The 24,946-nt window shown below is 70.4% G+C and carries 23 protein-coding genes; 10 read left to right on the forward strand and 13 right to left on the reverse strand.

Annotation, left to right across the window (positions count from 1 at the left end; all coding sequences use genetic code 11):
* Nucleotides 1–190 precede the first annotated feature (190 nt).
* Entirely contained in the window at nt 191–667 is a 477-nt protein-coding gene (locus F3T56_RS02360; protein ID WP_149822968.1) for an Lrp/AsnC family transcriptional regulator, read from the forward strand.
* Between the two features lie 49 nt (nt 668–716).
* Nucleotides 717–1,403, forward strand: a complete 687-nt coding sequence (locus tag F3T56_RS02365; protein WP_149822969.1) for an HAD family hydrolase — start codon at nt 717–719, stop codon at nt 1,401–1,403.
* A gap of 76 nt (nt 1,404–1,479) precedes the next feature.
* Here the strand turns inward: F3T56_RS02365 and F3T56_RS02370 are convergent, their stop codons facing one another.
* The 5 genes from F3T56_RS02370 to F3T56_RS02385 form a co-directional block, all read right to left on the reverse strand.
* Nucleotides 1,480–4,104 (reverse strand): immunoglobulin domain-containing protein, encoded by a 2,625-nt coding sequence (locus tag F3T56_RS02370; protein ID WP_149822970.1) that lies wholly within the window; start codon nt 4,102–4,104, stop codon nt 1,480–1,482.
* A gap of 85 nt (nt 4,105–4,189) precedes the next feature.
* Nucleotides 4,190–4,321, reverse strand: a complete 132-nt coding sequence (locus tag F3T56_RS49215) for a hypothetical protein (RefSeq protein WP_281291795.1) — start codon at nt 4,319–4,321, stop codon at nt 4,190–4,192.
* Nucleotides 4,322–4,441: 120 nt separating this feature from the next.
* Complete coding sequence (locus F3T56_RS02375) at nt 4,442–5,017, reverse strand: hypothetical protein (protein WP_425473534.1); 576 nt, start codon at nt 5,015–5,017, stop codon at nt 4,442–4,444.
* A gap of 142 nt (nt 5,018–5,159) precedes the next feature.
* Entirely contained in the window at nt 5,160–6,176 is a 1,017-nt protein-coding gene (locus F3T56_RS02380) for an HtaA domain-containing protein (RefSeq protein ID WP_149822971.1), read from the reverse strand.
* A gap of 94 nt (nt 6,177–6,270) precedes the next feature.
* Nucleotides 6,271–7,089, reverse strand: a complete 819-nt coding sequence (locus tag F3T56_RS02385) for a neocarzinostatin apoprotein domain-containing protein (protein WP_246203341.1) — start codon at nt 7,087–7,089, stop codon at nt 6,271–6,273.
* Between the two features lie 92 nt (nt 7,090–7,181).
* On the opposite strand from F3T56_RS02385, the gene F3T56_RS02390 reads away from it, so the two are divergent.
* The gene (locus F3T56_RS02390; RefSeq protein ID WP_172638776.1) at nt 7,182–8,240 is read left to right on the forward strand and encodes a heme/hemin ABC transporter substrate-binding protein; all 1,059 of its coding nucleotides are present in this window, start codon (nt 7,182–7,184) and stop codon (nt 8,238–8,240) included.
* 174 nt (nt 8,241–8,414) lie between these two features.
* On the opposite strand, the gene paaE is transcribed toward F3T56_RS02390, so the two are convergent.
* Genes paaE through paaA form a run of 5 tightly spaced genes read right to left on the reverse strand, consistent with a single transcriptional unit; the run spans nt 8,415 to nt 12,170 of the window.
* Nucleotides 8,415–9,539 carry a 1,2-phenylacetyl-CoA epoxidase subunit PaaE gene (gene paaE / locus F3T56_RS02395; RefSeq protein ID WP_149822973.1) on the reverse strand — a complete coding sequence of 375 codons (1,125 nt, stop codon included), beginning with the start codon at nt 9,537–9,539 and terminating at the stop codon, nt 8,415–8,417.
* Nucleotides 9,540–10,049, reverse strand: a complete 510-nt coding sequence (gene paaD / locus F3T56_RS02400) for a 1,2-phenylacetyl-CoA epoxidase subunit PaaD (protein ID WP_149822974.1) — start codon at nt 10,047–10,049, stop codon at nt 9,540–9,542.
* Complete coding sequence (gene paaC / locus F3T56_RS02405; protein ID WP_149822975.1) at nt 10,043–10,870, reverse strand: 1,2-phenylacetyl-CoA epoxidase subunit PaaC; 828 nt, start codon at nt 10,868–10,870, stop codon at nt 10,043–10,045. The genes paaD and paaC overlap by 7 nt, the downstream gene beginning before the upstream one ends.
* Before the next feature lie 29 nt (nt 10,871–10,899).
* A complete protein-coding gene (gene paaB, locus F3T56_RS02410; RefSeq protein WP_172638777.1) occupies nt 10,900–11,196 on the reverse strand; it encodes a 1,2-phenylacetyl-CoA epoxidase subunit PaaB in 297 nt (98 codons plus the stop codon).
* Nucleotides 11,193–12,170, reverse strand: a complete 978-nt coding sequence (paaA, locus tag F3T56_RS02415) for a 1,2-phenylacetyl-CoA epoxidase subunit PaaA (RefSeq protein WP_149822976.1) — start codon at nt 12,168–12,170, stop codon at nt 11,193–11,195. The genes paaB and paaA overlap by 4 nt, the downstream gene beginning before the upstream one ends.
* Before the next feature lie 158 nt (nt 12,171–12,328).
* Between paaA and F3T56_RS02420 the strand changes: the two genes are divergently transcribed.
* Nucleotides 12,329–14,500 carry a TerD family protein gene (locus tag F3T56_RS02420; RefSeq protein ID WP_149822977.1) on the forward strand — a complete coding sequence of 724 codons (2,172 nt, stop codon included), beginning with the start codon at nt 12,329–12,331 and terminating at the stop codon, nt 14,498–14,500.
* 147 nt (nt 14,501–14,647) lie between these two features.
* On the opposite strand, the gene F3T56_RS02425 is transcribed toward F3T56_RS02420, so the two are convergent.
* A complete protein-coding gene (locus tag F3T56_RS02425) occupies nt 14,648–15,511 on the reverse strand; it encodes a fructosamine kinase family protein (RefSeq protein ID WP_246203343.1) in 864 nt (287 codons plus the stop codon).
* A gap of 257 nt (nt 15,512–15,768) precedes the next feature.
* Between F3T56_RS02425 and F3T56_RS02430 the strand changes: the two genes are divergently transcribed.
* The 5 genes from F3T56_RS02430 (at nt 15,769) to F3T56_RS02450 (ending at nt 21,346) form a co-directional block, all read left to right on the forward strand.
* Nucleotides 15,769–17,061: a sugar ABC transporter substrate-binding protein gene (locus F3T56_RS02430; protein ID WP_425473535.1), complete on the forward strand. Its 1,293-nt coding sequence runs from the start codon at nt 15,769–15,771 to the stop codon at nt 17,059–17,061.
* The gene (locus F3T56_RS02435; protein WP_149822980.1) at nt 17,058–17,996 is read left to right on the forward strand and encodes a carbohydrate ABC transporter permease; all 939 of its coding nucleotides are present in this window, start codon (nt 17,058–17,060) and stop codon (nt 17,994–17,996) included. Before F3T56_RS02430 ends, F3T56_RS02435 begins: the two co-directional genes overlap by 4 nt.
* Nucleotides 17,993–18,946, forward strand: a complete 954-nt coding sequence (locus tag F3T56_RS02440; protein WP_149822981.1) for a carbohydrate ABC transporter permease — start codon at nt 17,993–17,995, stop codon at nt 18,944–18,946. Before F3T56_RS02435 ends, F3T56_RS02440 begins: the two co-directional genes overlap by 4 nt.
* 244 nt (nt 18,947–19,190) lie before the next feature.
* Nucleotides 19,191–20,099, forward strand: coding sequence for a 5-dehydro-4-deoxyglucarate dehydratase (locus F3T56_RS02445; protein ID WP_149822982.1), 909 nt, complete (start codon nt 19,191–19,193; stop codon nt 20,097–20,099).
* A complete protein-coding gene (locus F3T56_RS02450) occupies nt 20,096–21,346 on the forward strand; it encodes a glucarate dehydratase family protein (protein WP_149822983.1) in 1,251 nt (416 codons plus the stop codon). Before F3T56_RS02445 ends, F3T56_RS02450 begins: the two co-directional genes overlap by 4 nt.
* A 296-nt stretch (nt 21,347–21,642) precedes the next feature.
* Here the strand turns inward: F3T56_RS02450 and F3T56_RS02455 are convergent, their stop codons facing one another.
* Together F3T56_RS02455 and F3T56_RS02460 are read right to left on the reverse strand one after the other, a co-directional pair.
* Entirely contained in the window at nt 21,643–22,932 is a 1,290-nt protein-coding gene (locus tag F3T56_RS02455) for an MFS transporter (protein ID WP_246203346.1), read from the reverse strand.
* Nucleotides 22,933–22,945: 13 nt separating this feature from the next.
* Nucleotides 22,946–23,221, reverse strand: coding sequence for a hypothetical protein (locus F3T56_RS02460; RefSeq protein WP_246203347.1), 276 nt, complete (start codon nt 23,219–23,221; stop codon nt 22,946–22,948).
* Between the two features lie 603 nt (nt 23,222–23,824).
* Here F3T56_RS02460 and F3T56_RS02470 point away from each other — a divergent pair.
* A complete protein-coding gene (locus F3T56_RS02470) occupies nt 23,825–24,946 on the forward strand; it encodes a GDSL-type esterase/lipase family protein (protein WP_149822985.1) in 1,122 nt (373 codons plus the stop codon).

A 24,946-nucleotide genomic window follows, 5' to 3' on the forward strand; every position in this document is an offset into this window, starting at 1 on the left:
GCCTGTCCTCATGACATGGGAATGGCGCCGCGGCACGGATCCGGCTTCATTGCCGTCCTGCGCTGCGCGGCGCCATTTGATGGGCATCAGGAAAGCATCCGGGGAGCAGTGGCTCAACCGGCGTTCGATTCACTGGGCCATTGGTACAGTCGGCCGTGATCGCCTGACCTCGCAGGGAGGCCAACGGACCATGGCCGTGGACGAGCTCGACACCCGCATCCTGCGGCTGCTGCTGGAGCAGCCGCGTACCAGCGTGCGCGAGTACGCCCGTATCCTCGGCGTCGCCCGAGGCACGCTCCAGGCGCGGCTGGACCGGCTGGAGCGGGACGGTGTGATCACCGGTTCGGGGCCGTCGTTGTCCCCCGCCGCACTCGGCCACCCCGTGCTGGCCTTTGTGCACATCGAGGTGACCCAGGGGCATCTGGACGACGTGGGGGACGCGCTGGCGGCCGTACCGGAGATCGTCGAGGCGTTCTCGATCACCGGCGGCGGCGATCTGCTGACGCGGGTCGTGGCCCGGGACAACGCGCATCTGGAGGACGTGATCCAGGCGCTGATCAGTCTGCCGGGCGTGGTGCGTACGCGGACGGAGGTGGCCCTCAGGGAGCGGGTGCCGTACCGGCTGTCGCCGTTGGTCGAGTCGATCGGCCGGGCGGCGAGGAAGTGATCGGCGGAGAGGCGATCGACAGAGAAGTGATCGCTGACATCCTGGGGGCATGAGCATTCTCGGCAGCACTCCGGTCATCTTCGATCTCGACGGAACGCTCGTGGACAGTGAGCCGAACTACTACGAAGCAAGCCGCCGGACCCTGGCCGAGCACGGAGTCACGGACTACAGCTGGCCGGACCATGAGCGCCACGTGGGCATCAGCACCCGGGAGACGGTCGTGTCGTGGACCGAGCGGTACGGTCTGGACGCGCCGGTCGAGGCGGTCCTCGCCGACAAGAACCGCCACTATCTGGAGTTGGCCCGCGCCGGGACGCATGTCTATCCGGAGATGCGGAAGTTCGTGGAACTGCTGGCGGCCGACGCGGTGCCGATGGCCGTGGCCTCGGGTTCGTCCCGCGAAGCCATCGAGGTGATCCTGAAGGGCACCGGGCTCGACGCGCGGCTGCGGACCGTTGTGTCGGCGGACGAGGTCGGCCGTGGCAAGCCGGCGCCCGATGTGTTCCTGGAGGCGGCCCGGCGGCTGGGCGCGGCCCCGGCCGACTGTGTGGTGGTGGAGGACGCGGCCCCGGGAGCGGCCGCCGCCCACGCGGCCGGGATGCGGTGCGTCGCGATCCCGTACGTCACCGCCCAGGCGGACGATCCGGCGTTCGCGACGGCGGGGCTGTTGGTACGCGGCGGGCAGGAGGAGTTCAAGGCGGGGGAAGCGTACGACTGGCTCGTGGCGTCCCGTTGAGCGGCATCGCGCCGCGGAGCCCGGTACGCCGAAGGTGTCGGTGGACCGGGCTCCGTTGCTTGCTGCTCGTGCAGGATCAGGACGCCGTGTCGCCGCCCGTCCCCCGGGCCCGCCGGTGGAGGATCCAGCCCGTCACGGTGAGCGCGGCGGCCGAGGCGGCCACGCCGAGCACGGTCATACCCGTGGAGGCGAGGCTGCCGCCGTCGCCCGTCGTGGTGCCGCCGCCCGTGCTGCCGGACCCGCCCGTGCTGCTGCTACCGCCGGTGCTGGTGCTGCCGCTGGTCGTGCCGCCGCTGGAGCTGCCGCCGTCGTCACCGTCGCCCTCGTCGTCGGTGTCCACCGGGTCCTGGCCGACGAAGGCGACCGGGACCTTGACGTCCTGGGAGCGGTCCCCGGACAGGGTGTGGTCGGCGCGGGTGGCGAGGACGCACGTGGCCTTGAAGCAGTCGGTGAACTCGTCCTTCGCGTCGACGGTCAGCTCGACCTCGAACTTCCCGCCCTCCTCGTACGGGGTCGCCAACTCCTCGCCGTAATCCGGCGGGTTGGAGGAGATCCACGCGGAGGAGTGCGACTCGCCCGTCATGTCGACGCCGCCGATGCAGGGGGTGGGCAGTTCGCCGTCGCCGTTGTCGACGCACAGGGCGACGTAGATGCCCTTCTCCTCGTCGTAGCCGGAGCCGGTGATCTTGAGGGTCTGGTTCTCGGTGGCGAGGTTGTTGACCGGGGTGACGGTGAGCTTCTGGCCCTCGGAGCCGGTGACGGTCTTCGTGCCGGACGGCTCGTCGTCCGCATCGCCGTCGCCGCCCCCGTCACCGCCGCCGGTGCTGCTGTCGGCCTCGGTGACCGTGAGGGTGATGGGCGAAGTACGGGTCGTGCCCACGGAGTTCTTGAACTCGGCGCGGTACTCGTAGCCGTCGTGCGCGGCCTTCGCCGTGAAGGTGTACGCGTTCTTCGTGGCGCCCTCGATGTCGGTCCAGGTCTGGCCGCCGTCGGCGCTGACCTGCCACTTCACGGTGGGCTCGGGGAGGGCCTCGGCCGCCGCCACGAGCGACACCTCGGTGCCGGGGGCCACGGAGCGGTCCGTCGGCGACTGGGTGACCTTCGGGGTCATCCGGCGGTCGAGCTTGATGATCAGGCTCTCGGCCGGGTTAGTGGCGTAGACGGAACCGGCGCCCGGGAGGACGGCGATTCCAGCGAGGCTGGTGAAGCGCGTGCCCGGCAGGGCGAGCGTCTGGGCGGCCTGCTCGAACGTCGCGCTGTCGTAGACGTCCAGGGCGCCCACGTTGTCCGCGCCGTCGTCCGCGTTGCCGTAGTCGCCGCGGAGGACGAAGGCCTCCTTGGTGGTCTTGTCGAAGGTCACGGCCATGGGCCGGTCGGTGCCCTTCAGCGTGGCGAGTGACTTGCCGTCCTTGTCGTACACGAGGGCCGAATAGCCGCTGCCCACCCAGACGTTGCCGGTCTCCACGTCGACCTCGACGAAGGCGAGCAGGTCCGTGGGCAGGTCGACCGTGGCGGTGACGTCGAGGGAGGCGGCGTCGATACGGCGCAGTTTCCCGGCGGCGGCGTCGGCGGACCAAATGACGCCGCGGGTGGTGTCCACACCGAACTCGGCGCCGCCGTCGAGGGTCACGGAGTCCTTGACCGTGCCGGTGGCGATCTCGACCTTGGAGAGCACCGCCCCCTGGGAGATCAGGACGGTGCCGGCGTCGGTGCCGGGACCCACTCCGGTGATCGAACCGCCGGCCGGCCAGACGCCCTTGGCGGCGGTGTCGCCGTCCTTGGCGGTGCCGATGCCGCGCACCGGGTACTGGAATACGACCCCGTCACCGGCGAGCGGTGCGACGATCCGCTGGATGTTGCGGGGGCCCAGGACGCCGGTGGAGCTGGGGGCCTGGGCGACGTGGCTGAGGAGTTTGCCGTCCTTGGGGTCGAGCGCGTAGAGGCCCGCCTCGTTTACGTCCGAGGTGTCGGGGATGTTGGAGGAGCCGACGTAGAGCTTCCCCGACTCCGGGTGCAGCAGGGTGTCCTGCGGCTGGCCGACGTTGTTGTAGGAGGCCGACTTCACATAGCTGACGGTGCCGGCGGGTAGGTCGACGCCGTCACCGTCGCCACCGCCGTCACCGGGGTCCTGGCCCTCGAAGGTGACGGGGATGCGCACGTCCTGGGAGCGGTCTCCCGCGGCGCGGTGGTCGACGCGGGTGACGACCGAGCAGGTGACCTGGGTGCAGTCGAGGCCGGTGTCCTTGGACTTGACGGTGATGTCGACGTCGAATGTGCCGCCCTCGCCGAAGGTCTCGGTGAGGTCGCCCTCGTTGGGGTCGTCCTTGGGCACGATCCACTTCGAGGCGCCGCTGTCGCCGGTCTGGTCGGCGCCACCGAGGCAGGGCGTGGGGATGCGGTCGTCGCCGTTGTCCTTGCAGAGGGCGACGTAGATGCCCTTGGTCTCGTCGTAGCCCTCGCCGGTGACCTTGAGCGTCTCGCCGTCGGGGTTCAGATTCGCGGAGGCGGAGACGGTGAGCTTCTGGCCGTTCTTGCCGAGTGCCGTCTTCGGGGTGTCGGCCGCCTGCGCGGCGGAGCCGACGGTGACGGCCGTCGCGGCGGCGGCCACCAGGGCGGCGGCGCCGAGGAGCGCGGCGGGGCGTCTGAGACGGAGTCCGGACGGGCGGGCCGGGCCTCGCCGGTCCGTCGTGTCGTCAGTCATGAGGGTTCCTCACTGCTCGGGTGCGCCCCGCACCCGGGGGACGCCGAGGGCCGGACCCCGTCAAGTGGGCCCGGCCAATGGGTGGTTAGTGGAAGGTGACCGGGATGTGCGCGTCGTACGTGCGGTCGCTGAGGTCGGTGAAGTCGGTGAAGTCGGCGCGGGTGACGACGGCGAGACCCGCGCGGGCGGCGGCACGGGCGGTCGGAGCGGTGGGCACGGCTCTCATAGCGGGCGTGCGCCTTTCTCGGTCGTCGGGGTTCTCCCCTGGGTGGGGAGAAGCCGGGACGGGCCGGCCGGAGCGGGGCCGGCCCGTCGCACCAGTGGGAGCGGTGGACGCTTACTGGAAGGTGACCGGGACGTGGACGTCGTACCTGCGGTCGTTGGTGTCGAAGTGGTCGGCGCGGGTCACGATGGCGCAGGTGACGTCCTCGCCGCAGACGCTGCCGTCTTCGAGGGTGGACTTGACGTAGATGTTCACGCTGAAGGTGCCGCTGGTGCCGAACTTGGAGCTGTTGGCGAAGAGGCCGCCCCAGGTGTTGTTGATCCAGTGCGAGGCGCCGGTCGAGCCGTCCTCGTCCTGGCCGCCGAGGCAGGGGGTCGGCTTGTCGGCGCCCTGGGCGCCGTTGACCACGCAGAGGCCGACGTAGATGCCCTGGCTGGTGTTGAAGCCGGAGCCGGAGACGGTGACGACCTGGCCCGACGCGGCGGCCGTGTCGGGCCCGGTGACCGACAGGTTGTACGTGGTGCTGCCGTCGACGATCGTGCGGGTCGAGGTGGCGGCGGAGGCCGAGGTGGCCAGGCCCAGCGTCAGCGCGGCGGAGGCGGCGACGGCGATACCGGCGCGGGCGGCGATGGGGGTCCCCCCGCTCGAGCGAAGTCGAGAGTGGGGGAGGGCGGAGGGAACGACTCTCACGGGAGAACCTTTCTCGAAGTCGAAGTGCGCGAGATCGAGCGAATCAATCTCGCCACTTAGGTAAGGCTTACCTAACTTGAGCCGTGATCCGTTTGTCAACATACGGCAAAGCAGGTTCAACTGAGCTTCGCGTCACAGGTGTTCAGGCCGAGGGCGTGGCGGCGAGCACGGTGAACCCGGCCGTGGCCTCGCGGCCCCCGGTCGCCGAGTACAGCCGGATGTCGTGTGCGCCCTCGGTCGCGGTGTCGTACAACGGGAATGCGCGGGCTACCCGGCCCTCGTCGTCGGCCACGGCCTGGAAGCGGGTGTCGTCGTCGATCGCGACCAGCACGACCTCGCCCGGCTCGAACCCCTCGCCCGTGACGCGCTGTTCGGCGCCGGGTGCCAGGCTGGGGGTCTCCACGGCGGCCGACTGGGCCGCGTCGGTCCCGGTTTCGCCCGCGTCGCCACCCTCTGCGGTCGTACCGGCCTCGGCGCCTGTCTCCGTCCCCGTCTCCGGCGACGGCGACGGCGACGGCGACCGCGACGGTGTCTCCTCGGTCCCGCTCTGCGGCTGTTCCGTGCCGTGCGCGGAACCGTTACTTCCGGTGCCGACCGTCAGGTCGAGCGGGGCGAGTTGGGCCCCTTCCTCGTACGAGCGGCCGCTCCACTCGGTGAGCAGTGCGGCGCCCTCGGCCGTCAGCGAGACTTTCAGGCCGGCCCAGGTCGCGCCGCCGCTGCGCACGGTCGGCGCGGCGCCGGTGCCGATCTCGGCCAGCTTCAGGTCGTCGGTCTCCCCCGCGCGTTCGACACGCACGTCCAGGGTGCCGGTGCCGCCGTCGAGACGCAGGCGCGGTTCGCCGAGCGTGAGGGCGTCCGCGCCGGAGGTCTTTAGGAAGAGCGAGCCGTCGAGGTCGACGACCGCGTCACCGGCGGCCGGATCCACGCTGCCGCCGTCGACCGGGAACCAGCTCCGGCCGCCGGAGCCACGTACGGCGGGCGCCTTCGCCGTCACCGTCGCCGTGTCGCCCGTGGCCGACGCGAACGTCGGGCCCCAGCTCGCGTATCCGCCGGACACCTCCCGTACGGCCCGCTCTTCTTCCTGTGCCGTCGCCGTGCCCTGGCAGAGCAGGGCGAGCAGCGCGCCCGCCGCCGTCACGGTGGCACCAGGTCTGTTCATCACCTCGAAGTCCTCCCTGGAATGTCGGCCCCCGGGCCGACGAGACGCCCCGCTTCCGGAACGTCAACCGGCTTGCCATTGACCTTCATTGACGTCAGCGGGTTTCCGCGCTTCCGCCCGTAGCCGCGGCGGGGGTACGGCGGCGGCGTGCCCAGAACCAGGCCGCTCCGCCGGCCGCGACCAGACCGCCCGCGGTGATGCCGAGCGGTACGGCGGCGCTGCCCGTGTCGGCCAGCGGGTCGTCCGACGTGGTCGTGGTGCCGTCGGAGCCGCTGGTGCTGCCGGTGCCGCCGGTGGCCGTGCTCGACGCGCCCGCCTTCGGGGTCGCCGTGCTCTCGCTGCCGGAGTCGCCGTCGCTGTCGCCGTCGGCACTGGCGAAGGTCACCGGGATGCGGACCGTCTGGCTCTGGTCGCCGCCCCGGGTGTGGTCGTTGCGGGTGATCACCGCGCAGGTCACGCCGGACTTGGTGCAGTCGGTGTTGGCGTCCTTGGCCCGCACCTTGATCTTCACCGAGAACGTGCCCTTGTGCCCGCTGCCTTCGTAGGGCTGGGCCAACCCCTCCCCGTACGAGGGCGGGTTGGAGGAGACCCACACCGAGGCGCCGGACTCGCCGGACATGTCGACGCCGCCGACGCAGGGGGTCGGGGTCTTGCCGGCGCCGTTGTCCACGCAGAAGGCGACGTAGATGCCCTTCTCGGTGTTGTAGCCGGTGCCGGACACGGTGACCGTCTCGCCGTCCGGGTTCAGTCCGGAGGATTTGGAGACGGTGAGCTTCTGACCTTCGGGGCCGGTCGCGGAGCCGCCGGCGGCCATCGCCGAGGGGGCCGGGGCGAGGATCAGGGCGCTTGCGACGGCGAGCGCGGCCGGGACGACTTTCAGAGCGCGTGGGGCTCGTAGGCCACATCTGTGCATCGGTGTCAGCACTCCCACCATAGGAAACTCAGGTAAGGCTAACCTAAAGTAACGAACAGTCGGTTCGAACGGTAGACATGGAAGGCGGTTCGATGCGTACGCCCGGTAGACCTCAACTCTCCTTGGTCCGAAAGGGAGTTGCCGTCGTCGCAGTCGCTCTCGCCGTACTGGCCACCGGATGCGCAGGTGGCGGCGGGGGCGGCGAGACCGAGGGGGCGGCTCCCACGCCGTCGTCCGCGAGCGCCCGAGCGGCGGCGGCCCTGAAGCAGTTGAAGACGAATTCCCTCGTGCCGCTCGAAGGCGAGGCGCCCACGCCGAAGCTGCCCGTCACCGTCGATTCCTCGGAGGGTCGCGAGGTGACCGTCGAGGACGCCTCACGGATCCTCCCCCTCAACGGGGGCATCGCGGAGATCGTGTTCACGCTCGGCCTCGGTGACAAGGTTGTCGGCCGGGACATCACCGCCACCTTCGAGGAGGCCAAGGACCTTCCCCAGGTCACCAAGGCGCATGATGTGAGCGCGGAGAGCGTGCTCTCGCTGGAGCCGACCGTGGTGCTCGCCGACACCGACACCGGGCCCAGCGAGGCCATCGACCAGATCCGGGACGCCGGGGTGCCGGTCGTCGTGCTCGACCCCGCCACGGAACTCGCCGATGTGAGCACGCGGACCACTCGGGTCGCCGAGGCGCTGGGCGTACCCGCGGCCGGCAAGGCCCTCAACCAGCGCATCGCCGACGAGTTGAAGGCAGCGCGGGCGGCCGTGCCGCAGGGCAGCAAGCCCAAGGTCGCGTTCCTGTACATGCGGGGCTCGGCCGCCGTCTACCTCATCTGCGGCAAGGGCTCGGGCGCGGACTCCCTCATCGCGGCGGCCGGGGCGGAGGACGCCGGGGTGGCCTCCGGCCTGGACAAGCCGTTCACGCCCATCACCAGCGAGGCGCTGGTCAAGGCCCAGCCCGAGGTGATCCTGATGATGACCAAGGGGCTGGAGTCGGTGGGCGGCGTCGACGGGCTCGTCGAGATCCCCGGCATCAAGGAGACACCGGCCGGGATGGACCGGCGGGTGGTGGACCTGGAGGACGGGGTGCTGCTGAGTTTTGGCCCGCGGACGCCGCTGGTGATCGACATTTTGGTGGAGAGGTTGCACCAGGGCTGACGGTGGCGGGTCGGCGGGCGTGGGGAATTCGCCCCCGCCGCCCCTACCCAGTCCCGTCCCCTGGGGGCTGCGCCCCCAGCCCCCGCTTTCGCCCTGCGGGCTCGTCCTCAAACTCCCCCACTCTCGGCTTCGCTCGAGCGGGGGGACCCCCACGACGGGCTGAAAAGCGCCTGGTCAGCTGTCGAAGTCGACCGTCAGGGTCTCGGAGACCGGGTACGACTGGCAGGTCAGTACGTAACCCGCGTCCACCTCGGCCGGTTCGAGGGCAAAGTTGCGGCGCATGTCGGCCTTGCCGTCGGTGACCAGGGCGCGGCAGGTGCCGCAGACACCGCCCTTGCAGGCGAAGGGCAGGTCGGGGCGGGTGCGTTGGGCGCCGTCGAGGATGGTCCGCTCGCGGGAGAGGGCGGAGGTGGTGGAGCGGCCGTCGAGGATGACGGTCACCTCGCTGACGGGCCCCTCGACGGCGGCCTCCTCGTGGCGCGCCTCCCGTAGGGGCTCGTCGTCGGCGTAGAAGAGCTCCTGGTGGACCCGGTCGGCGGGCACGTCGAGCCCGGCCAGCACCTGTTGGGCGTCGCGGACCATGCCGTGCGGACCGCACAGCCACCAGTGGTCGGCGTTCCGTACGTCGACCAGCGCGTCGATGAGCGCCGAGAGCCGGTCGGCGTCGATACGGCCGGAGAGCACCTCGGCCTCACGGGGTTCGCGGGAGAGCACGTGGGCGAGCTGGAACCGGGTCGGGTAGAGGTCCTTCAGGTCCGCGAGCTCGTCGGCGAACATCACGGTGTCGGTACGGCGGTTGCCGTAGAAGAGGGTGACCGTCGCGCGGGAGTCGGCGGCCAGCACGGACTCGGCGATGGACATCATGGGTGTGATGCCGGAACCCGCCGCGATCAGCACATGGTGGCCGGCGGCGGTGAGGTCGGGGGTGAAGGCACCGGTGGGGGCCATCACCTCAACGGTGTCGCCGGGGCGTACGTCATTGACGAGCCAGGACGAGAACAGGCCACCCGGGACGACCCGTACGCCGATCCGCGGACTCGCCCCGACCGGCGAACAGATCGAGTACGACCGCCGCTCGTCCCGCCCCTCGATCTCGCGCCGCAACGTCAGCGACTGCCCAGGCGTGAAGGCGAACTCCTCGGCCAACTCCGCCGGAATGTCGAATCCGACGGCGACCGCGTCCGCACACAGGGGCCGTACGTCGGCGACGCGCAGGAAGTGGAAGGCCGGACGGCGGCGCATGCGCGGGCGTACGGCCGGGGCGGTCCGGGCCGTCGGCTCTTCCCTCAGGCCTTTCATTCAGATCTCCTTGACGTACTCGAACGGCTCGCGGCAGGTGCGGCAGCGCCAGAGGGACTTGCAGGACGTGGCGGCGAAGCGGGAGGTCTCCTCGGTGTCCGGTGAGCCGCAGCGGGGGCAGGTCACCGCGTGCCGGGTGGGTGAGAGGACGAGCGGGACGGGGCCGCCGCGTGGTGCGGGGCCGGGGGGCGCGATGCCGTGTTCGGCGAGCTTGCGGCGGCCTGCCGGGGTGATCCAGTCGCTGGTCCAGGGCGGGTGGAGGACCGTACGGATCTCCACCCGCGTGTACCCCGCGTCGCGCAGCCGCGCCGCCACGTCCGCCCGCATCTCCGCCATCGCCGGGCAGCCCGAATACGTCGGGGTCAGGCTTGCGACCACCGTGCCGTCCTCCGTCAACACGACGTCGCGCAGGACGCCCAGGTCGGCGAGGGTCAGCATGGGCAGCTCGGGGTCGGGCACCTGCTCGGCGATGTGCCGGGCGCGCCGGGTGTCGAGGGCGGTGGTCACCATGTCGCCTCCGGGTGGGCTCGGGCCACGCTCTGCAACTCGGCCAGCAGCGGGGCGAGATGCTCGGTGTGGTCGCCGGCGCGTCCGGCACCCGGCAGCGGCCGGTACACCGGCATCGGCAGTCCGGCCGCCCCGGTGACCTGGCACAGCACGGCGGCGACCTCGTCCCGTACGTCGTACGCGGTGAACAACTCGCCGAAGTACGCGGCCACTTGCTCCAACGCCTTGCGCGTCCGCCGGTGCGACTCCGCGGTGCCGTCGCCCAGCCGCACCACCCACTCGGCGGCGTACTGCCGGTGGTACGTCAGTTCCTTGACGCCCTTGGCGGCGATCGCCGAGAGGACCGGGTCGGGGTGCGCCACCAGGTGCGCGAACTGCGCGAGGCGCCAACTGGACAGCACTAGGAGGCGCACGGTCGAGAACGCGAAGTCGCCGTTCGGCAGTTCGGCCAGGCGTACGTTGCGGAAGTCGTCGGCGTCGCGGAAGTAGGCGTACGCGTCCTCGCCGCGCCCGGTGCCGTCGACCTGTCCGGCACGGGAGTACAGCAGGCGGGCCTGGCCGAGCAGGTCGAGGCCGATGTTGGCGAGCGCGACCTCCTCCTCCAGCTCGGGGGCGCGGGTGGTCCACTCGGCGAGCCGCTGGGCCGAGACCAGGGCGTCGTCGGCCAACGCGACGCAGACATCGGCCAGTTCACCGGCGTCGACGCCCTCGGGCACGGTGGTGTCGACACCGTGCAGGGGGTCCTCGAAGCCGGTGCCGTACGCCCAGCGCGTGTCATCCTCGTGCCCCTCGGCGAGGGTCATGTAGACGTGGTCGTCACTCATGTCTGCTCCTCCCTGCTCCTCGTCGTGGGCTAGATGTGCGGGACGTCGTCGGGGATGTCGTAGAAGGTCGGGTGGCGGTAGACCTTGTCGGCGCTGGGTTCGAAGAAGGGGTCCTTCTCGTCGCGGGTGGAGGCGGCGATGTGCTCCGAGCGCACGACCCAGATGGACACGCCCTCGTTGCGCCGGGTGTACAGGTCGCGGGCGTGGGTGAGGGCCATCTGGTCGTCGGCGGCGTGCAGCGAGCCCACGTGGACGTGGTTCAGGCCGCGCTTGCCGCGCACGAACACCTCATACAGCGGCCAGTCGCCCTTGATCGTGTCGCTCATGCCGCTGCTCCGTCCTTCGCACGGGCCGCCTGCTTGGCCGCGTGGGCGGTGGCCGCCTCCCGCACCCAGGCGCCCTCCTCGTGGGCCGTCCTGCGGCGCTCCATGCGCCGGTCGTTGCACGGCCCGTTCCCGGTGATGACCCGCTTCAGCTCGTCCCAGTCGGGGGTGCCGAAGTCGTGGCGCCCGCGCGCCTCGTTCCACCGCAGCTCCGGGTCGGGCAGCCGGACGCCGAGCTTGTCGGCCTGCGGGACGGTCATGTCGACGAAACGCTGCCGCAGCTCGTCGTTGGAGTGCCGCTTGATCTTCCAGGCCATCGACTGCGCCGAGTTGGGCGAGGCGTCGTCGGGCGGGCCGAACATCATCAGCGACGGCCACCACCAGCGGTCCACCGCGTCCTGCACCATCGCGCGCTGGGCGTCGGTGCCGCGCATCATCGTCAGCAGCAACTCGTAGCCCTGCCGCTGGTGGAACGACTCCTCCTTGCAGATCCGCACCATCGCCCGCGCGTACGGCCCGTACGAACTCCGGCACAGCGGCACCTGGTTGCAGATCGCCGCGCCGTCCACGAACCAGCCAATGACACCGACGTCGGCGAAGCTCAGCGTCGGGTAGTTGAAGATCGACGAGTACTTCTGGCGCCCCTCGATCAGCCGGGTCGTCAGATCCGCGCGGTCGGCCCCCAGCGTCTCCGCCGCCGAGTACAGGTACAGCCCGTGGCCGGCCTCGTCCTGGACCTTGGCAAAGAGGATCGCCTTGCGGCGCAGGGACGGCGCCTTGGTGATCCACTCGCCTTCCGGCTGCATTCCGATGATCTCCGAGTGCGCGTGCTGGGCGATCTGCCGGATCAGCGTCTTGCGGTAGCCGTCCGGCATCCAGTCGCGCGGCTCGATCCGCTGGTCCCGCGCGATCGTCGCGTCGAAGTGCTCCTGCAGCCCGTCCCGGTCCGGCGCCTCGGCGGAGTGTGTCGTGGCCATCGATACCAGCTTCCCAACCGACCATTCGTTCGGTTCCAGTGTGACGTGATTCTCGCGCGGGAGCAAGACCCGGTGCCCGAAGGTGATGGTGAAAGGCTGGCCCGGCCCCCGGAAAAACTCCTGTGCGCCGAATCGCACACCTCTGCGATCATCCCCGAATGGCGCACAGTCTCGAATCGCTGGTCATCCGGCACACCCATCGCCTCCCCGCCCCCAAGGGGTCCGCCGGGGACGGCGCCACCGCCGCGCGGCAGTTCGACGCGGCGCTGATGGCGGCGGGCTTCAAGCTCTCGGCGGAGCTGCTGGAGCGTCTGTCGGGGCTGTCCGAGGCCGCCGTCCTGCACACCGCCCGGCGGACGCTGCGCACCGTGCGCGAAATGGTGGGCGACCACGTCCGGCACAACTCGTACTTCATCGACTTCCCGGCGAACGTGCCGGACACCGAAGAGTTCTGGATGCGGTGCGTCGCCGAGGCGCTCAACGACGACAAGGCACGTGAAGGCGTGCTCTCCCAGTTGGCGCGGGGGGTGTTGAACCTGCTCGACCTCCCCACCTACGGCAGGTACCAGCACACCTACGAGGAGATGCTCGCGGCGCAGGACGAGCTGATCGCGTCGGCGGGCGACCGGGTGACCGTCCTGCATCTCGGCCGGGAGCTCGACCACGAACTCACCGAGCTGTACCTGGCCCTGGCCGGCAGCACGACCCCGCCCGGCGAGGACGACTTGCGTGACCTCAAGGCCCTCGCCGGGCGGTGCGCGCTCGGCCCCCAGCCGGAGTCGATCCCCGTCCGGGAGAACCGGGCGGTCGTCAACGAGGCCCGGCTCGGCGTCGGTGCCGACCTCCTGCTGGACACCGTCACCGACGTCCTCCGGCTGGCCTGCGCGCTGTCGGGCGGTGACGTGACGCTGCGGGAGCCGACCCGGTTCCGGGCGCTGTCGCGGCCGGTGCGCCGGGGGCTGCTCGCGGGCCTCGACGCCGTAGTCGCCGCGAACCCGGCGAAGCTCGCCGATGTGCACGCGTACCGGGAGCCCTTCAAGCGGCTCGGTGAGCGTCTCCACCCGCACGAGTACCCGCGGTGGCCGCACGCCGCCGAGGTGTTCGCCGTCGCCCGGGGCGAGAAGGAGGCGCGGTCCTTCGACAGCCGGGCCGAGAAGCTGCTCGACGAGTACGACATCACCGGTGCGGTGAAGCTGCTGAAGTCCGCTCCCGGCAAGCTGTTCCGCGCCCTGGATCTCCTGCTGCGCATCGCCGACGACCAGGCGGAGCGGGACGCTGTGGTGGCCGCCGCGGTGGAAGTCGCTCCCAAGGTCTCCGGCCGGGTACTCCTCTCGGTCCGGGAGCACTTCCACAACCGGGACCGGGAGACCGACGAACCCCGCATCTTCGTCAACCGCCGGGGCCGCGCCTGGGTGACGCCCGACCACCGCCCGGCCGTACCGGCCGCCGACCGCGACCGCCTGATCGCCGCGCTCGACGCCGAGACGCGCCGTCGGCTCCCGGCACCGGGCCGGCTGCTGATCGACCCCGACGTCCTCGACGTGGCGCTCCCGCTCAGCGGCAAGGCGACCGCGGCCGGGCTCGGCGTACTGCCGCGGGGTTCGGTCTCGAAGGTCGACGGTGAACTGCTGCGCTTCTTCGTGTACTGGAAGGAGACCGAGGACCGGACCGACTACGACCTGTCGGCACTGCTTCTGCACCGCGACTACAGCACCGACTCCTGGCTCTCCTACACGTCCCTCACGACCGTCGGGGGCCGGCACTCGGGCGATGTCACCGAGGCGCCCGACGGGGCCTCGGAGTTCATCGACCTGACCTTGGACCGGGTGCGCAGCACGTTCATCGTTCCGCAGGTGAACATCTTCGCCGGCGAGGGCTTCGACGAGGTCGAGGAGTCGTTCTTCGGGTTCATGGTGCGCGACGGCGAGCAGAAGGGCCGTCCGTTCGAGCCGCGCACGGTGCGGATGAAGTCGGAGATGCGCGGGCCGGGCAAGGTGGCGCTGCCGCTGGCGTTCCGGCGCGGGGACGACGGGCGCTGGCACGCGAAGTGGCTGCACCTGTATCTGAAGGGCATCTCGTCGGGCAACCGGGTCGAGGAGAACCAGGTGTCGGTGTCCAAGGTGGTGCGCGCCCTCGTGGAGCGCGAGCAATTGACGGTGCGGTACCTGATCGACCTGATGTCCGGCGACACCACGGCCGTGGATCTGTGGGACGGCGGGCCGGTCCCGGACGAGCCCGTGACGTACATCGGTCTCGAACGCCCGGAAGGGCTGCACCAGGACTCCCGGATCATCACCCTCGAAAATCTGCGCGACTTGATCCCGGGCTGAGTGCTAGCGTTGCCCACGGCGAGGCCATGAAGGGGCTTCCTTCTCAATTCCTTTCCCTGAAAAAAGTTCCTTCGCTTTCCTCGCCGCCGACTTCGAACGGGGAGGCGCCACCACGGCGCCTTCCGGTTTTGTCGTACGAGCCGTGACTCACGACGAGAGCGCCGCCCGCGCCACCGTCAGCGCCTGTTCCGCGTACCCCCGCCCGAACAGCACCGCGTGCACCAACAGCGGGAAGAGCTGGTGGAGTCCGATCCGGTCCGCCCAGCCGTCGGCGAGTGGCACGGCCTGCTCATAACCCCGCAGCACCGCATCCAGATGAGGGCAGCCGAAGAGGGCGAGCATCGCGAGGTCGGTCTCGCGGTGGCCGCCGTGTGCCGCCGGGTCGATGAGCCAGGCGTGGCCGTCGGCGCCCCACAGCACGTTGCCGTTCCACAGGTCGCCGTGGAGTCGGGCGGGCGGCTCGGCGGGGCCCGCGAGGTCGGGCAGCCGTTCACAGACCCGCTCGACCACGGTCGCCTCGGCCGGGCGGATCGTGCCGTCGTCGACCGCGCGGCGCAGATAGGGCAGCACCCGGTGTTCGGCGTACCAGACGGGCCAGTCGGCGCCGTGGACATTGCGCATGGGGGCGCGCCCGATGTACGCCTCCCTCGGACCGCCGGGCGGCGCGGCGCCGAAGGCGGGGGCGCCGGCGGCGTGCAGGGCGGCCAGGGCGCCCCCGAAGCGGACCGCGGCCCGGGCGTCGGGTGACCCTTGCGACACCCGGTCGATCACCAGGCGGCGCTCGTCGTGGCCGTACACGGTCGGCAGGCGGACCGAGCCGGCGTCGGCCAGCCAGCGCAGCCCCGCCGCCTCTGCCCGGGCCGCGCCGGGGCCGTCGCCGAGCTTGACCATCACCGTCCGGCCGTCGTCGAGGGTGACCTCGGCGAGTGTTCCGGAGAGCCGACGCTCGCCGGTGGCCGGGCGGCCGGTGAGCCGTGCGGCCAAGGCGCCGGGTGCCGTGCGTTCGGTCACGGCGACCACCTCCATCCCATGTCCCGCATCTCTTGCAGACGCCGAACAGGATCCCGTACGGGCCGGGTGTGGCACCGGTGAAATCTCGGACTCATGTCTTGACATGCGAACGACATGCTCCGTAGCTTGGCCGATCATTTAGATGCGTGAAGTGAGTTCACGTATATGAACACGACCGGGTGTACCGGATGTACGGCCCGGATGACCAACGGAGTGTGCCCATGGGCGTTCGCCAACGAAGTCGCCGCCTAACCGCCATGCTCACCGTCGCGGGACTCACGTTCGGGACGGCCGCTTGCGGATCAGGGTCCGACAGTGCCGGAAGCAGTGATCCGAACACGCTGGAGGTCTGGACCCGGAGCAATCCGGATCCGGCAGCCACGTACGAGCGGGTGTTCGCCGCCTTCACCGAGAAGACCGGCATCAAGATCGACTACCAGCCCGTCATCAACTTCGACCAGCAGCTCCAGAGCCGGGCGTCCACCAAGGACCTGCCGGACGTGATGATCAACGACACGGCGCTGATGGGCAGTTACCAGGGCCAGGGCCTGCTCAAGCCCATCGACCCGGACTCCATCGCGGGCCACGACCAGATCACCGACAAGACCTGGTCCTCCACCGTGGGCCTCGACGGCAGGCACTACGGCATCCCGTACTCCCGCCAGGCCCAGGCCCTGATGATCCGCAAGGACTGGCTGACGAAGCTCGGCCTGAAGGCGCCCACCACCTGGCAGGAGATGCTCGGCGTCGCGAAGGCTTTCGCCACCCGGGACCCGGACGGCAACGGCAAGGACGACACCTACGGCATGGTCGTCCCCGGCAGCGCCCAGAACGGCTATGTCGCCTGGTGGGGCTCCAGCTTCCTCTGGTCCGGCGGCGCGCAGATCATCGAGCCCGACGGCGACGGCGGCTACCGTCCCACCATGGACTCGGCGGCCGCCGTACGCACGGTCACCTGGATGAAGGACAACCTCTTCTGCGGTGACAACGCTGTCATCCAGCCCTCCGCGATCACCGCCATCACCGGCACCGCCACCAACTTCCAGGACGGCAACGCCGGGATGTACCTCACCGGCCCGTACAACATCGCCACATACGACGCCACGCCCGGCAAGGACAAGTACGAGGTCGTCCCGTTCCCCGCGGGCGCGGCCGGGTCCACCGTGCTGGCCGACGGCGAGAACATCTACTTCGGCGCCAGGACCGGCAAGACGAAGCAGGAACAGGCGCTCGCCGCGTTCCTCATCTCCCCCGAGGGTCAAAAGATCGCCATGACCGGCGAGAACCAGCCCGTGGTCCGTATCCCCGTCAACTCCACGCTGGACGCGGCCCAGGTGCGGGACGACCCCCGCTGGAGCGTCGTGCAGAAGGCGTACGAGGACGCCTCCCAGCAGTTCCCCAACGCGCCCGACTTCGCGCCGATCAAGCAGGACACCGCCGACGCCCTCAACGCGATCTTCACGTACTGCGGCAGCGACGTCCGCGCCGGCCTCAAGGAACTCAACGACACCCTCGCCGGTGACCTCAAGGACCAGGACCTGTACTCATGACCGCGACCACCGTCGCGCCCGAGCGGCGCGGAGGGCTCGCCAAGCGGGTCCTCGCCAGGAAGACCGTCCTCGCCAGGAAGGCCTTCCTCCCCTGGCTGTTCCTCGCCCCCGGACTGCTGCTCGCCCTCGTCTTCAAGTTCGTGCCGATGGGCAAGGGCGTCTGGCTCAGCTTCTTCGACGTACGGCCGTTCCTCGGTGACCAGTGGATCGGCCTCGACAACTACACCCGTGTCCTGTCCGACCACCGCTTCCAGGACGCGGTCGGGCACACCCTCGTCCTCGGCATCGGCCAGTCGCTCGGCGCGATCGTCGTCGGCTTCGTCCTCGCGCTGCTGCTGGAGGGACAGACCCGTTCGCTGAAGATCATGCGCACGGCTGTCTTCCTGCCGGTCGTCACCGCGACCGCGGTGGTCGGTGAGCTGTGGCGGCTGATGTACTACCCGACCTCCGACGGCCTCGTGAACAGCGCGCTGGGCTTCCTCGGGCTCGGACCGACGCCGTTCCTCGACAACCCGGACACCGCGCTCTGGGCGACGATGGCCATGGGCATCTGGATGGTCGCCCCGTACAACATGGTGATCATCCTCGCCGGACTCGCGGGCGTGGACCGGACGTTGTACGAGGCCGCCGCGATGGACGGAGTGTCCCTGTGGCAGCGGCTGCGGTACGTCACGCTGCCCGCGATCCGGCCGGCCATCGGGATCGTGCTCACGCTGGCCGCCATCCGTGGTCTGCGCGTGTTCACGGAGGTGTACGTCCTCACGGGCGGCGGCCCGGCCGGGTCGACCGAGGTGTGGATGACCCGCGCGTACACGCTCGGCTTCACCCGCAACGACATCGGGGGCGCGTCGGCGGCCTCCGTCGTGCTGCTCGCGGTGACACTGCTGCTCACCGTCACCGTCAACTACTTCCGCAAGAGGGGAGACGTGCGATGAGCGCACCCGCCCTCGACCCCGTCCGGACGCCGTCGTCCGACGAGGCCGCCGCTGCGTCCAGAAGAGCCGACAAGCAGGCCCGGACGACCCCCGCCCGCTTCGACACCGCGCTCGGCTGGAACGACAGGCCCGGCGTCTCCTGGGTCCTGCGGATCCTGCTGTGCGCGATCGCGCTCGGCATCTTCGCCGCGCCCTTCCTGACGATCCTCTCGGGCTCGCTCAGCACCCACCCGAGCGGCTCGTCGCTGTCGTTCCTCCCGCACGACTCCACGCTGACGAACTTCCGGGTGGCCGGAGAGCGCGGCATCTGGGACTACTTCACCAACTCGCTCGTCATAGCGGGCGGTGGGCTGCTCCTGCAGCTCGTGGTGTGCGTGCTCGCCGCGTACGCGCTGGCCCGGCACCGGTTCCGTGGCCAGGCGATCGTCATGACGCTGTTCATGCTGACGATGATGCTGCCGGAGGAGGTCATCGCCATCCCGCTGTCCCTGGTCCTCGGCGACGTCCCCGTGGTGGGTCTGGATCTGAAGGGCACGGTGTGGGGTGTGATCCTGCCGCTGGGTGCCTGGGGCTTCTCGGTGATGCTGCTGACCGAGTTCATGAAGGACATACCGAGCGAGATCGAGGAGGCCGCCCGGCTCGACGGCGTGGGTGAGCTGCGGATGCTGTGGCAGGTCATCCTGCCGCTGTGCAAGCCCGCCCTCGGCGTGGCCGGGGTCCTCGGCTTCATCATGATCTGGGACCAGTACCTGCTGCCGCTGATCGCCGCCAAGGACCCGACCGACTACACGGTGACCGTGGCCCTCTCCATCCTGCGCACCGACCCCGAGGTCGGCTCGGGCGTCGTCCTCGCAGGCGCGGTCATCGCGCTCGTCCCCAGCCTTGTCGTCTACCTGCTCCTCCAGCGCTCACTGGTCACCGGCATCGCGGCCGGCGCCACCAAGGGCTAGGGCCTGCCCGGCGGATCAGGCCTGGGACGCGGGGCCTGGCACGCACATCTGCGGCGTTGTCGTCGGTTGCCGACTCCCCCACTCTCGACTGCGCCCGAGCGGGAGGGGCCCCCATCGCGTCGACGCCCTCCTCCGCCTTGCAGCTGCACGCACCAGGCCCCGCTCACCGGTGCCCATCCGGCACCCCTTCCCGAAATCGGCCTGATCCGCCGGACAGGCCCAACCCCCCACATTTGAGGGAGACATGAAGTTCCAAGGAGTGCTGTTCTTCCCGGTCACGCCGTTCGGCTCGGACGGCTCGCTGGACGAGGAACGGCTCGCGCAGCACATCGAGGCCGGGGTCGCGGCCGGTGCCGGAGGCGTGTTCGTCGCCTGCGGTACCGGGGAGTTCCACGCGCTGACGCCCGACGAGATCGAGCGGGCCACGCGGGTGGCGGTCGAGGCGACGGCCGGACGGGTTCCCGTCCTGGCCGCCGCCGGGGGTCCGCCCCTGGTCGTCCGGGACCAGGCCGCCCGGGTCGAACGCGCCGGTGCCGACGGCATCCTGCTGCTGCCGCCGTATCTGGTGAGCGCACCGCAGCAGGGGCTGGTGCGGTACGTCAAGGAAGTCACGGAGGCCACCGGTCTGCCCGTGGTCTTCTACCAGCGCGGTACGGCACGGCTCACCGCCTACACGGCCGCCGAGATCGCCGCCCTGCCCGGGGTCGTCGGGCTCAAGGACGGCATCGGTGACATCGAGCGTATGCACCGCATCGTGCGCGCGGTACGGGCCGTACCGGGCACGGACGGCTTCCAGTTCTTCAACGGGCTGCCCACCGCCGAGATGACCGCACCCGCGTACCAGGGCATCGGCGTCGCCCTGTACTCCTCCGCCGTGTTCGCCTTCGCCCCCGAGATCGCCCTCGCCTTCCACCGGGCACTCGGGGCGGGCGACGAGGCGCTGGTCGACACGCTCCTCGACGAGTTCTACGGCCCGCTCGTCGAACTCCGCGACGAGGTGCCGGGATACGCCGTGTCGCTGATCAAGGCCGGGGTGACCCTCCGCGGCCTGGACGTCGGCGGTGTACGGGCGCCGCTCGTCGATCCGGCGCCGGAGCATGTCGCCCGGCTGGCGAAGCTGATCGACCACGGCCTGGAGGTGGTCGGCGCATGAGTCCCACCAGGATCAAGGAGCTGATCGTCACCCCGATCGCCTTCCGCGACCCGCCGCTGCTCAACTCGAACGGCGTCCACGAGCCCCTCGCCCTGCGGGTCGTCCTCCAACTCGTCCTGGAGGACGGCACGGTGGGGCTCGGCGAGTCGACGGGCGGCACCGTACGGCTGGAGCGGCTCGCGGCCGCCGCGAAGGTCGTCGCCGGTATGGACGTGTTCGACACCACCGCCGTCACGGCCGCGATCGACGGCGCCCTGCTGCCGACCGTGCCCAGCTCGCACGAGCGCGGCTGGACCACCTCGGCCGTCGAGGTGGCCTGCCTCGACGCCCAGGGCAAACTGCTCGGCCGCCCGGTCAGCGATCTGCTCGGCGGCCGGGTTCGTGACACCGTGCCCTTCGCCGCGTACCTCTTCTACAAGTGGGCCGAGCACCCGGCGCTCGACGGCCGCCCGGCGGTCGGGGACGACTGGGGCGAGGCCCTGGACCCGGCCGGGGTCGTCGAGCAGGCGCGGCTGATGCGACAGCGGTACGGGTTCCGCTCGTTCAAGCTCAAGGGCGGTGTCTTCCCGCCGGACGAGGAGATCGCGGCGATCAAGGCGCTCGCGGAAGCCTTTCCCGGGGAGCCCCTGCGCCTCGACCCCAACACGGCCTGGACGGTGGAGACCTCGAAGTACGTGGCCCGTGAACTGGACGGCGTACTGGAGTACTTGGAGGATCCGACCGCCACGATTCCCGGCATGGCGGAGGTGGCGAAGGACTCGCCGATGCCGCTGGCCACCAACATGTGTGTGGTCGCCTGGGAGCATCTGAAGCCGGCCATCGAGCAGAACGCGATCCAGGTGCTGCTCACCGACCACCACTACTGGGGCGGGCTGCGCCGTACCCGTGAACTGGCCGCCGTCTGCGAGGCGTTCGGGATCGCGCTGTCCATGCACTCCAACTCGCACCTGGGCATCAGCCTCGCCGCGATGACCCATGTCGCGGCGGCCATCCCGAACCTCGACCACTCCTGCGACACGCACTACCCGTGGAACTCGGCGGACGACGTGATCGTCCCCGGCGTACTGGAGTTCCGGGACGGGGAGGTCGCGGTCCCCACGGGCCCCGGGCTGGGCGTGGAGCTGAACCATGACGCCCTCGAACGGCTGCACAGGTTGTATGTGGACTCGGGGGTACGTGCGCGGGACGACACCGGGTACATGCGCCGGATCCAGCCGGGGTACGAGCGGAGGCTTCCACGCTGGTGACCCGGCAGTGACCAGGGGCCGTCCTCGGGCGGCCCCTCGGCGTTGCGCGCCCTCCGCGCCGGGGGCCGGGGCAGGCACCCGGCGTGGGCGCGCATCGTGGCCGTCCGTCTGCCTCAGCCGGTGGTTTCCGCATCTCCAGGACGCGAAGACGCCCCGTTCACGCCGTGCCCGGCGCACCCCGGTACCTGCTTGGCTTGAACCTGCGCCGCGTGCCGCACAGCCGCTCGCGCCGCCTCACAGTCGCCGTTCCGGCGTCCATCGCCTCGGAATCCGCAACCGCGTTCTGATCCACCACCTCATGCGGTGGTGTCACGGCATTCCGACGGCGGGCGCGAGCTTTCCGAGAGGGATGTCCCGCAGACCGCGCAGCGGTGAGAAGAACAGCCACAGTCCCGCACAACAGCCGCCTGCGACGGCGATCCACAGCGTGGTCCGGACGCCGAGGGTGGTGGCGAGCGCGCCGCCGACCAGACCGCCCAACGGCAGAGTGCCCAGGTGATCCAGCGGGCGGCGGCGCTGACCCGGCCGAGCATGTCCGGCGGGCAGGCGGCCTGGCGGTAACTGGTCAGCGAGACACCCGCGACGGTGGATGAGAAGGTCCACGAGATCCAGCCGATGCCGAACAGCAGCACCCACCAGCCGGGCCCGGCCAGCGGGATGAGGAGTCCGGGCAGCGACAGCACGGTCATCGCGATCCAGCTGATCCGCGCCGAGCCGACCTTCCGGGCGAGGTACTGTGCCGCCACACCACCGGCCACCCCTCCGACGGCCCCCAGCGCCAGCAGCAGCCCGACCATGCCCGGCCGCAGGTGCAGGGTGCGGATGAGGAACAGCGGGCCGAGGGTCTCCACCATGATCACGAAGAAGTTGGCGGTGCCGTTGAAGGCCACCGAGTTGCGCAGGATGGGGTCGCGGGTCACGTAGGTGAGCCCCTCGCGGATCTGCGACCGCAGTGTGGGCCGTCGGTCGGGTTCGCTCCGCGGTCGGCGCGGCTCGCGGGTACGGATCGCCGTCAGCGAGCCCGCTGACACCGCGAAGGAGAGCGCGTCGACCGTCATCGCCCCCGCGGGGCCGACCAGCGTCACCAGGCCCGCGCCCGCCCCGGGTCCGGCGATCTGTGCGACGGACTGCGAGGCGGCGAGCTTGCTGTTGCCGTCCATGAGTTGATCACGATCGAGCAGCACCGGCAGATAACTCTGGTACGCCACCGTGAAGAACACGGACAGCACGCTGGAGACCGATGCCACGGCGTAGAGCTGAGCGAGCGTCAGTGCCTCGACGGCGTGGGCCAGCGGCACCGAGCCGATCACCAGGAGCAACGCGAGGTTGCACCAGATCATCAGCCGGCGCTTGGCGACCCGGTCCACGATCGCCCCGGTCGGCAGCGCGACGAGCAGATACGCGCTGGTCTCCGCCGCGGCCAGCAGACCGACCTGGAACGCGGAGGCGTCCAGCAGCACGAGGGCGACCAACGGCAGTGCGAGAACGGTGACGTGGGAGCCCATCTCGCTGACCGTCTGGCCACCCCACAACAGCAGGAACTCCCGATGGCGCCAGACGGAGGAACGCTCACCTGCATCAACCATCCGTCCGATGGTGTCACCGGCCGCCTCTCCTGGCCAGACGACGACAGCTCCGCGCTGTCGCGAGCGCCCGATCCCCGCAGCCGCGCAACTGGCCGCGCGACATCTTGGCCCGCTGCCCGCCACCTGTGATCAGGGCGTTGACCGAGGCCATCGGGTCGCCGCCGGCCGTACGGGCCACCAGCGCCCCGACCACCAGGGGCAGCAGCGCCACCGCGAGGGCCGAACCGGTGGCGGTGGCCGTGGCGGTGACGTTTCGCAGGGGTCGGGGCCTCGTGGTCTGCGTCTTCATGATGACAGTCCATCAGCGGACCCGGGGCGGGGTATCGGACTACATACTCAGTCGATCCGTCCGGAGTACTCAGAGCACCGCCACAGCGTCTCTGATCAGCTAAGCGATCCTATGCAAGACGTGGTGTCTGGCACGGGTCGTGTCCACCTGGGTGGGGTGGCGTGGGCGTGCAGGTGGAAGCCCACGCCCAGTGCCGCCCCTCTGGGCCGGTGTCGGCGGGTGGGGGGACCCCCATCCCGCCGACACCGGCCACAAGGGGCAGTACTGGGCGCGGGATTCAACCTCCACACCCATGTCACCCCGCCACGGTGGGAAACGATCCCTGAAACTCAATCCGACTCAGGATCGCTTAGCTGATTAGAGACGCTGAGGCCGACCGGGACTCGAACTCCACTCGAAGTGGGAGTGTCGCTGGTGGTGCGGGTGCGGGTGCGAATGAAGTAGCGCGTGAAAGATACCGAAAAGGTGATCGTTTCTTAAGAGCTCAACTTCCCTTTGGCGCAAGTGCGTTGGGTCCGTCGGCGCACTTGTCTTGACGCGTTAATGACAACAGTGGCATGTTCCGATGGGAGCGCTCCCATCTCACTCGGGGAAGGGAACATCATGCACAGCACCGGACTCTCACGCTTACTGATCATTCCGTTTCTCGGCCTGCTGGCCGCTCTGCTCGCGCCCTTGACTCTCGCGTCGCCCGCCGCAGCCGCGCCGAGGGCGGTGGATACGGCGGCGGACCCGGTGCGCGTCATGCCGCTGGGCGACTCGATCACCGGCTCGCCCGGCTGCTGGCGGGCCGCGCTGTGGAACCAGTTGCAGAACGCCGGTTACACGAACATCGACTTCGTCGGCACCCTCGGCCCCCAGGGCTGCGGGGTGGCGCACGACGGCGACAACGAGGGGCACGGCGGCGAGTTGGTGACCAATGTGGCCGACCAGGACCTGCTGCCCGGGCGGCTCGCCGCGACGCTTCCGGACATCGTTGTCATGCACTTCGGTACGAACGATGTGTGGAGCAGCATCGCCCCCGACCGCATCCTCGCCGCCTACACCAAGCTGGTTGGGCAGATGCGGGCCTCCAACCCGGACATGCGGATCCTCGTCGCGCAGATCATCCCGATGAACCCCAGCAGTTGTGCGGGCTGCGCGCAGCGTGTCGTGGACTTCAACGCGCGGATCCCGGACTGGGCCCGGGCGACGTCCACGAGCCGCTCGCCGGTGACTGTCGTCGACCAGTGGACGGGATTCAGTACGGCCACGGACACGTACGACGGGGTGCATCCGAACGCCTCCGGGGACGACAAGATCGCCGCGCGCTGGTATCCGGCACTGAGCGCGACGCTGGACGCGGGGATTCCGGAGGATCCGGACGACCCCGGTGACCCCGACGACCCCGGTGAGGGCGAGCCTTCCTGCACGGCTGCCTTCCGGGCCGTGAACGTCTGGCAGGGCGGTTACCAGGGTGAGGTGACCGTGACCAACACGTCCGCCTCTTCCGTCTCGGGCTGGACCGTGACCGTCGTACCGGCCGACGGCGCGCGGCTCACCCAGGTCTGGAACGGCACGCTCGGTTCAGCGTCCGACGGCACCACCACTGTCTCCAACGCCGGCTGGAACGGCACCCTCGCACCCGGTGCGAGCGCCGCGTTCGGCTTCGTCGCCACCACTTCGTCGACGGCCGGGACGCCGTCGGTAACTGTCGGCTGCACGGCGCGGGCCGCCACCTCCTGA

Source organism: Streptomyces tailanensis (genome assembly GCF_008386495.1).
Classification (GTDB): Bacteria; Actinomycetota; Actinomycetes; order Streptomycetales; family Streptomycetaceae; genus Streptomyces; species Streptomyces tailanensis.

Coding starts and splice junctions, on each gene's coding strand:
- F3T56_RS02360 (WP_149822968.1), top strand. CDS start 191: ATGGCCGTGGACGAGCTCGACACCCGCATCCTGCGGCTGCTGCTGGAG.
- F3T56_RS02365 (WP_149822969.1), top strand. CDS start 717: ATGAGCATTCTCGGCAGCACTCCGGTCATCTTCGATCTCGACGGAACG.
- F3T56_RS02370 (WP_149822970.1), bottom strand. CDS start 4,104: ATGACTGACGACACGACGGACCGGCGAGGCCCGGCCCGCCCGTCCGGA.
- F3T56_RS02380 (WP_149822971.1), bottom strand. CDS start 6,176: ATGAACAGACCTGGTGCCACCGTGACGGCGGCGGGCGCGCTGCTCGCC.
- F3T56_RS02385 (WP_246203341.1), bottom strand. CDS start 7,089: ATGCACAGATGTGGCCTACGAGCCCCACGCGCTCTGAAAGTCGTCCCG.
- F3T56_RS02390 (WP_172638776.1), top strand. CDS start 7,182: ATGCGTACGCCCGGTAGACCTCAACTCTCCTTGGTCCGAAAGGGAGTT.
- paaE (WP_149822973.1), bottom strand. CDS start 9,539: ATGAAAGGCCTGAGGGAAGAGCCGACGGCCCGGACCGCCCCGGCCGTA.
- paaD (WP_149822974.1), bottom strand. CDS start 10,049: ATGGTGACCACCGCCCTCGACACCCGGCGCGCCCGGCACATCGCCGAG.
- paaC (WP_149822975.1), bottom strand. CDS start 10,870: ATGAGTGACGACCACGTCTACATGACCCTCGCCGAGGGGCACGAGGAT.
- paaB (WP_172638777.1), bottom strand. CDS start 11,196: ATGAGCGACACGATCAAGGGCGACTGGCCGCTGTATGAGGTGTTCGTG.
- paaA (WP_149822976.1), bottom strand. CDS start 12,170: ATGGCCACGACACACTCCGCCGAGGCGCCGGACCGGGACGGGCTGCAG.
- F3T56_RS02420 (WP_149822977.1), top strand. CDS start 12,329: ATGGCGCACAGTCTCGAATCGCTGGTCATCCGGCACACCCATCGCCTC.
- F3T56_RS02430 (WP_425473535.1), top strand. CDS start 15,769: ATGCTCACCGTCGCGGGACTCACGTTCGGGACGGCCGCTTGCGGATCA.
- F3T56_RS02435 (WP_149822980.1), top strand. CDS start 17,058: ATGACCGCGACCACCGTCGCGCCCGAGCGGCGCGGAGGGCTCGCCAAG.
- F3T56_RS02440 (WP_149822981.1), top strand. CDS start 17,993: ATGAGCGCACCCGCCCTCGACCCCGTCCGGACGCCGTCGTCCGACGAG.
- F3T56_RS02445 (WP_149822982.1), top strand. CDS start 19,191: ATGAAGTTCCAAGGAGTGCTGTTCTTCCCGGTCACGCCGTTCGGCTCG.
- F3T56_RS02450 (WP_149822983.1), top strand. CDS start 20,096: ATGAGTCCCACCAGGATCAAGGAGCTGATCGTCACCCCGATCGCCTTC.
- F3T56_RS02455 (WP_246203346.1), bottom strand. CDS start 22,932: ATGGTTGATGCAGGTGAGCGTTCCTCCGTCTGGCGCCATCGGGAGTTC.
- F3T56_RS02460 (WP_246203347.1), bottom strand. CDS start 23,221: ATGAAGACGCAGACCACGAGGCCCCGACCCCTGCGAAACGTCACCGCC.
- F3T56_RS02470 (WP_149822985.1), top strand. CDS start 23,825: ATGCACAGCACCGGACTCTCACGCTTACTGATCATTCCGTTTCTCGGC.